This is a genomic window from Mesorhizobium sp. LNHC209A00 (assembly GCF_000502915.1).
GTDB lineage: Bacteria > Pseudomonadota > Alphaproteobacteria > Rhizobiales > Rhizobiaceae > Mesorhizobium.
The window spans coordinates 53,090-59,255 of record NZ_AYWT01000021.1 but is presented as its reverse complement, the minus strand read 5'-3'; the positions used below and the strand labels follow the sequence as shown (position 1 = coordinate 59,255).

At 59.4% G+C, this 6,166-nt stretch carries 8 protein-coding genes and 1 pseudogene; 6 read left to right on the top strand and 3 right to left on the bottom strand.

Annotated features, from left to right (window positions below; all coding sequences use genetic code 11):
• Positions 1 to 118: 118 nt before the first annotated feature.
• Both X739_RS01000000166690 and X739_RS1000000170845 read right to left on the bottom strand, forming a co-directional pair.
• Positions 119 to 703: a LysR substrate-binding domain-containing protein gene (locus X739_RS01000000166690; protein ID WP_023796133.1), complete on the bottom strand. Its 585-nt coding sequence runs from the start codon at positions 701 to 703 to the stop codon at positions 119 to 121.
• Positions 704 to 738: 35 nt separating this feature from the next.
• Complete coding sequence (locus X739_RS1000000170845) at positions 739 to 966, bottom strand: LysR family transcriptional regulator (protein WP_023796132.1); 228 nt, start codon at positions 964 to 966, stop codon at positions 739 to 741.
• Between the two features lie 119 nt (positions 967 to 1,085).
• Between X739_RS1000000170845 and X739_RS1000000171425 the strand changes: the two genes are divergently transcribed.
• Both X739_RS1000000171425 and X739_RS1000000171420 read left to right on the top strand, forming a co-directional pair.
• Entirely contained in the window at positions 1,086 to 1,373 is a 288-nt protein-coding gene (locus X739_RS1000000171425; protein ID WP_084056529.1) for a DUF1127 domain-containing protein, read from the top strand.
• Positions 1,330 to 1,422, top strand: coding sequence for a DUF1127 domain-containing protein (locus X739_RS1000000171420; RefSeq protein WP_348625780.1), 93 nt, complete (start codon positions 1,330 to 1,332; stop codon positions 1,420 to 1,422). The genes X739_RS1000000171425 and X739_RS1000000171420 overlap by 44 nt, the downstream gene beginning before the upstream one ends.
• A 491-nt stretch (positions 1,423 to 1,913) precedes the next feature.
• On the opposite strand, the pseudogene X739_RS01000000166685 reads toward X739_RS1000000171420, so the two are convergent.
• Positions 1,914 to 2,944 (bottom strand): annotated as a pseudogene (locus X739_RS01000000166685) (AraC family transcriptional regulator).
• Positions 2,945 to 3,158: 214 nt separating this feature from the next.
• On the opposite strand from X739_RS01000000166685, the gene X739_RS139115 reads away from it, so the two are divergent.
• The 4 genes from X739_RS139115 (at position 3,159) to X739_RS139130 (ending at position 6,114) form a co-directional block, all read left to right on the top strand.
• Positions 3,159 to 3,929: an alpha/beta hydrolase gene (locus X739_RS139115; RefSeq protein ID WP_031252494.1), complete on the top strand. Its 771-nt coding sequence runs from the start codon at positions 3,159 to 3,161 to the stop codon at positions 3,927 to 3,929.
• 135 nt (positions 3,930 to 4,064) lie between these two features.
• Positions 4,065 to 4,940, top strand: coding sequence for an alpha/beta hydrolase (locus X739_RS139120; protein WP_023796128.1), 876 nt, complete (start codon positions 4,065 to 4,067; stop codon positions 4,938 to 4,940).
• A 54-nt stretch (positions 4,941 to 4,994) separates the two neighbouring features.
• Positions 4,995 to 5,489: a DUF302 domain-containing protein gene (locus X739_RS139125; RefSeq protein ID WP_023796127.1), complete on the top strand. Its 495-nt coding sequence runs from the start codon at positions 4,995 to 4,997 to the stop codon at positions 5,487 to 5,489.
• 103 nt (positions 5,490 to 5,592) lie between these two features.
• Positions 5,593 to 6,114, top strand: coding sequence for a hypothetical protein (locus tag X739_RS139130; RefSeq protein WP_023796126.1), 522 nt, complete (start codon positions 5,593 to 5,595; stop codon positions 6,112 to 6,114).
• Positions 6,115 to 6,166: the final 52 nt, after the last annotated feature.

The window sequence follows — 6,166 nt, the reverse complement described above, 5'->3', positions numbered from 1 at the left end:
GCCCGAATTGCTGCTTGCGCCTGGTCACCGGATGTTCGCCCGTCGCAAGAGTCAGGCGAGGAATTGAGCCTTTAGCGAGTAACACTTGCGACTGCCAAGCGTAGCGATTTTAGAATTACTACTTTGGAACGAGCGTCTCGAGGCGACGTACGTCATCAGCGGCCTCGGCCAACAGCCAGTTCCGGAATGTGGTGATTTTGGGCAGCATCGACGTCGCCTTGGGACACACGATCCAATAGGTCTTGGACAATCGCAGAGCCGTGGCGAATGGCCTGACGAGCCGCCCGTTGATGAGGTCCCACGCCGCAAGCGTCGTGCGGGCGAGTGCGACGCCCTGGCCGTCGACAGCGGCATCTATGACCATGCTGGCGCGGTTCAAGATCGGTCCGTGGGAGAGTTTGACATCAACGACGCCAGCGACCTCGAGCCATTCCGACCAGTCCTTTCGGTCATCAAGATGCAGCAACGGAAATCTCAGCACGTCGGAAGGCTCGCGCATTCGCTGCTGCAGTTTGGGACTGCAGATCGCGAACAGTTCCTCGGAGCATAGGCGGACAACATCATGCCCCGGCCAATTGCCATCGCCATGCCGCACCGCAAGATCGACATCCTCTCTGGCGAAGTCGACGTGATGCATGGTTGCGGAAATCCTGAGATCGATGGCTGGATGCGTCTCGGCAAACCTGCCAAGGCGGTTGACCAACCATTTGGCGGCAAAGTCGGGCGACGTGCTGACCGTCAGCGCTCCGGCCCGTGATAGATGCTGGATGCGCTGCGTGCCGAGAGNAGCTTTTGACGTTCGCGATCGAACAGCCTGATGCCCAATTCGAGCTCGAGCGCCTTCACCTGATGGCTCACCGCGCCCTGCGTCACGGACAGCTCTTCCGCCGCCCTGGTAAAGCTCTGATGACGTGCCGCCGCCTCGAAGGCTTTGAGGGCATTGAGCGACGGCAGTCGGCGAGCCAATTTCGCACCGCATCATGAGAACAATTGGGGCTAGCACGAGAAACCATGCTTTGCGCGCGGCAGCAGATTGGCGCATTTCAGCGCCACAGGTCAACATGGATGCCGCGAAAGGATGAGCAATGTTCAATCACCCGCTGGCTGAGGCGCGGAGGCCTTCGTCGTCGTTGCCGACACATGTCCGTCACATCGCCAACAATGTGACAGGAGCGATTGTGATGGTAGCGCGCTGGATCCAACTCCATTGCCAACGCAAGCAATTGTTCGAGCTCGAAGACCATCAGCTTGCAGACCTGGGTCTTAGTCGTACTCAGGTTCGGAACGAATGCGCAAAATGNGATCCAACTCCATTGCCAACGCAAAGAATTGGCCGAGCTCGAAGACCATCAGCTTGCAGACCTGGGTCTTAGTCGTACTCAGGTTCGGAACGAATGCGCAAAATGGCCTTGGCAGGCCTAAATTCTGGACCGCCCCCGCAGCGCCGTCGGATCAGCGAAGCAGATTTCATGGACCGCCCGAGCCACGAGAGCCGCACCAGCGAAGTGCGCGTGATGGCATCGAACAGACGCGGCCGGCTCTCAACGAAATGGCCTTGTTGCGGGCAGTTTACGTTCGCTCGCCTGTCCAAACAAGATCATAACCATGCCATCGCTCGCTGGGTTCGGGTTACGCCAACTACAGACATCCCCAAGCCTTTACTCGGACGTCGCCTCTGGGGCCGACTGCGGACTGTCCGGTTCAAGCTGAGATACTTAGAAAGCCGCCGTCCCAAAATGCTGCACGCCCTCTTGAGAGCTGGCGTTGTGCGAGATGAACCTGCACCGAGGTGGGCGACATCTCGTCTTCTTCGCGACCCAGCGCCCGCGAGATGGCCAAGTTCGCAAGCGACTACGAAGAGCCGCTAAGCGCAAGTGACATGGCGACTGCGCTTGTCTTAGGTCAATCCGAGGTCAATCCGATACTTGCACTTTAGGACCGTCCGACTTCGGAAGGCCTCCGTCGGCGCGTCGGGCGGCCCGGTACCGGCCTGGAGACTGTTGGTTATGCCGGTGAAACAGCTTCGAAAACGCTGCGGCTGTCTCGTAGCCAACCCGGCTGGCAATCCGTGCGATGGGCTCATCGCTGGTTTCCAGCAGGAACGCCGCCNCTCGTAGCCAACCCGGCTGGCAATCCGTGCGATGGGCTCATCGCTGGTTTCCAGCAGGAACGCCGCCTCCGCCATCCGGCGTTCGATCACATAACGTTGCATGGACTGGCCGACGAGCTTTGTAAAACGCGCCGCAAATGCCGAGCGGCCGAGCCCGACGCGACGGCCAAGTTCGCTCAAGTTCCAGGACCGCTCCGGGTGTTCGTGAATCAGCTTGAGCGCCGGTCCGATATGCGGATCAGATATAGCCCCTAGCCAGCCGCCTTGTCCAGGACCGAGAGATGCGATCCAGCTTCGGAGCACCTCGACAAAGAGAACTTCTGTCAGTCGTGAAAGCGCGACGCGTTGGCCAGGACGCTCAAGCGCGGACTCGGCGACCATGCGGCGCAGGATGGCTTCGAGCCAACCGCCGTCCGCCGTCGGCTTCAGCACGAGCACCGGCGGAAGCAGCTGCAGCACGCTGCCGAACATCGGCCGTGACACCGTGAAATTACCGCAAATCATGGCCGAGAGTGGCTTTGCAGTGGTGCCGTGACGAATAAAGCTAAGGTGCGGCGACGATCGATCGATATCCACGATCCGTAAAGGCTGGGCCTGGCGATCCGAATAAAACACATGCGGCTCCCCGCGCGTGATGACGACAAAATCGCCCTCGGTGATCCGGATTTCCGGTCCCTGTCCGAGCTCGAGGGTGGCGGCGCCCTGGCTGAGATAGTGAAACAGAGCGTAGGGGCGCGCCGGCAACTCAAGATGCCAGGGATGGCCGAGCTCGAAGTGAAAGAGCAACGTCCCGCCGAGCCGGACGCGATCGAGCACCTGGGCGAGTATATCCATGCCATCGAGATTAGACCGGTGGACGATCGGACACAAGATCCGGACGATTGATGCCTACCGTCCGCAAGGCCGGCGGAATAGGACACCTCGCAGCGGGCCGACGTTACGTGCGGCAACCAATTCGCCAACTGCAATTGGAAGAACCGCGACCTTGTGGAACGCCTGCCCATTCACCACGGACCTCATTCCGTCCGATACGCAAAAGGACCATTCAATGCGAAATATCCTCTTCTCAGCCGCCGCCGCACTCTTGGCCGGATCGACATTGGTCGGCTCAGCCAATTCTGCCGAACTGCCCAAGGGAGCAGCCCACAACATTGTGCTCGTGCACGGCGCTTTCGTCGACCAGACGAGCTGGCAGCCCGTCGCCGATATTCTCACGAAAAAAGGCTACAACGTCACGCTCGTCGAAAATCCGCTCACCTCGCTCAGCGCCGACGTCGATGCCACCAAACAGGCGCTCGCGAAGCAGGACGGCAGGACCGTTCTGGTCGGTCACTCCTGGGGCGGCGTGGTGATCACGGAAGCCGGCAACGATTCCAAGGTTTCGGCGCTGGTCTATGTCTCCGCCTTCGCGCCTGACGTAGGCGAATCCTTGGCGTCGCTGGCGAAGGCCGGGCCGCCGACCGAAGGCGGCAATGCGATCCGTCCCGACGCGAATGGCAATCTATTTATCGAGCCCAGGGTGTTTCCATCGGCCGTCGCGGCCGACCTTCCTCCGGAGATCGCCGCACACCTGGCCAACTCGCAGCTTCCGTTGAACCATGTTGCTTTCGAAGCACCTGTCGACATTGCGGCCTGGCACGACAAGCCGACGTTCTATGTCATCACTACCAAGGACAAGGTCATCGCGCCTGAGGCCCAGAAGTCGTTCGCAACCAGGATGAAGGCTCAGACGACGCAAGTCGCCGGCAGCCACGCCTCGCTGGTTGTCCATGCGAAGCAAGTTGCAGAGGTCATCGAAAAGGCAACGCTCGCGAAGTGACGATACTGCTCCCGGCGCTTCGCGCCGGGAGCGTGCACACCCGCTCGGAGAATCTGGAACGCCTCGGACCGATGGCGCAAACCCGGCAACTCCGCAGAAGATCCCTTATTTTACACGCAAAATCCGGAGGATGACATGACTCAACTCGACATCGCACGCCAGAACGCCGCCACACTCGAAACAGCGCCCACCCGTTACGTCCAAGGCCACGGAATCAGCTTCGCCTATCGGCGCCTCGGTCCCGCAGCCGGAACGCCGTTGGTTCTCCTTCAGCACTTCTCGGGCAACATCGATGCGTGGGACCCCGCCGTCGTTAACGCTCTCGCCACAGATCGCCCTGTAATCGCATTCGACAATGCCGGGGTCGGTCGCTCGACCGGCGAAACGCCTGACAATATTGCAACGATGGCGAGAGATGCGGTCGCCTTCATCAATCTGCTCGGCTTTTCTGAGGTCGACCTGCTGGGCTTCTCTCTCGGCGGCTGCATTGCCCAACAGATCGCGGCCGAGCACGAACGGCTGGTCCGGAAGATCATCCTCGTCGGCACCGCGCCGACAGGGGGAGAGGAACATCTTTTAGAGGTTCTGCAGGACGCGTTTTCCCAAACCGATGCCCCCGATCCCCGCCTGCCGCTGTTCTTTACGAAGTCGTCTGCCAGCCGGGCGTCCGGCTTGGCCTTCCTGAAGCGGGCGAAGTTGCGTAAGGACGATCGGGACATTGATAACGGCAACGCGGTCACCGATCCGCAGGCCAAGGCTCTGATCACGTGGTGCGCCACGCCTGATCCCGAGCACGCCATTTTACGCGCCATCCACCAGCCCGCCCTTGTGGTCAGCGGCAGCCACGACACCATGCTGCCCGCAAATAACGCCTACGCAATGTTCAAGGAACTCAGCAACGCTCAGCTGGTCCTCTATCCCGATTCGGGGCACGGCGCCCTGTTTCAGCACCACAAGGTATTCGTCAGCCACGTCCGGACCTTCCTGGAAGCACAGCCCGCGGCTGCATGATCCCGGCGCGTTTCGAAAGTCCGAGGCGTTCGTGCAATGAGAGGAGAGGATAAAATGACAATCGCCAAAATCGAGGTGGAACGTTTTAGCGTCACGAGCTCAAAACCATTCGACGCTGTTGTGGCCGCCTTCAAGTCCGCGGTCGGACAGCCTGACATAGTCGAATTTTTCAGGGAGACGAGAGCGACCAACTCCTTCCCGGATTTGGAGCGCGTTGTACGACGCGGCCTCGGCCGAACGGACCTTATGCTCTTCGCGCAATTCGACCTCGGGGATATCTTGTGTCGCGAGACCGGAGCCAGGGCGCCTAACATCATGCGGTTCGTGGTCGGCAATCCACTCATCATGAAAGAAATGGTAAAGCACGTGCCCGAGGCTGGGTCCTACGCTCCCGTCACCGTGCTCATCGATGAGCGGTCCGACGGGGTGCACGTCTCTTATGACAAAATAGAGAGTTATCTGCTGCACTATGGCAGCCCGGAAGCCCTTGCCGTCGCCCGCGCTCTCGACACGAAAATCACAAGTTTACTCTGCGAATGTGCAGGCTGAGGCGTCGTGATCACGTCTTTGGCCAATCGAAGGTGAGTATGCCTGCCGCTAAATACGACCAGCGTCGTCATGATGCGAGCCAGAGTTGGAAAGGAACTCCCGCATGTATAAGATAATCATTGTCACTCTATTTGCTTTGGACTTATCCACCGGGGGTGCTGCATCTTCTTCCGCTGTCAGCAATGGGCCGCAGGATGCTTCGACACTCAGCGGCATAAAATTGAAGTTCGGCAGGCTGATGGATCTGGCCAACAAGCACGATTTCGAAGCTCTGCATGAGATGTTCTGGCAATCGCCCTCGACCCTATTGGTGGCTAAAAGCGCGATCCAGTCCGAGGGGAACTGGGCCGGCTTTTGGGGCAATGATGCGGTTGATCAAAAGCTGCATGAGATCGGTAGCTCCGGTCCGGTCGTGCTCGAGCCAGATTATTCGAAGCTCAGGGTAGTCAGCCTGACGCGAGATGTCGCCGAGTCCTACGTGCCGATGAACATCACCGTCTCTTATGCGGGGCAGGATGGAACAGCCAGGCCGTTTCTCATGATCATCAATTGGCTTCGCGTCGAGAACGACTGGAAGGTGGCTTCTGAAATCATCCTCCCGGTGCCGCCCGTCGTGTCACGGTAATGAAGATTGAATACACGAAGGAGAATTTCATGAAGAGCCAAGACCACCTTCC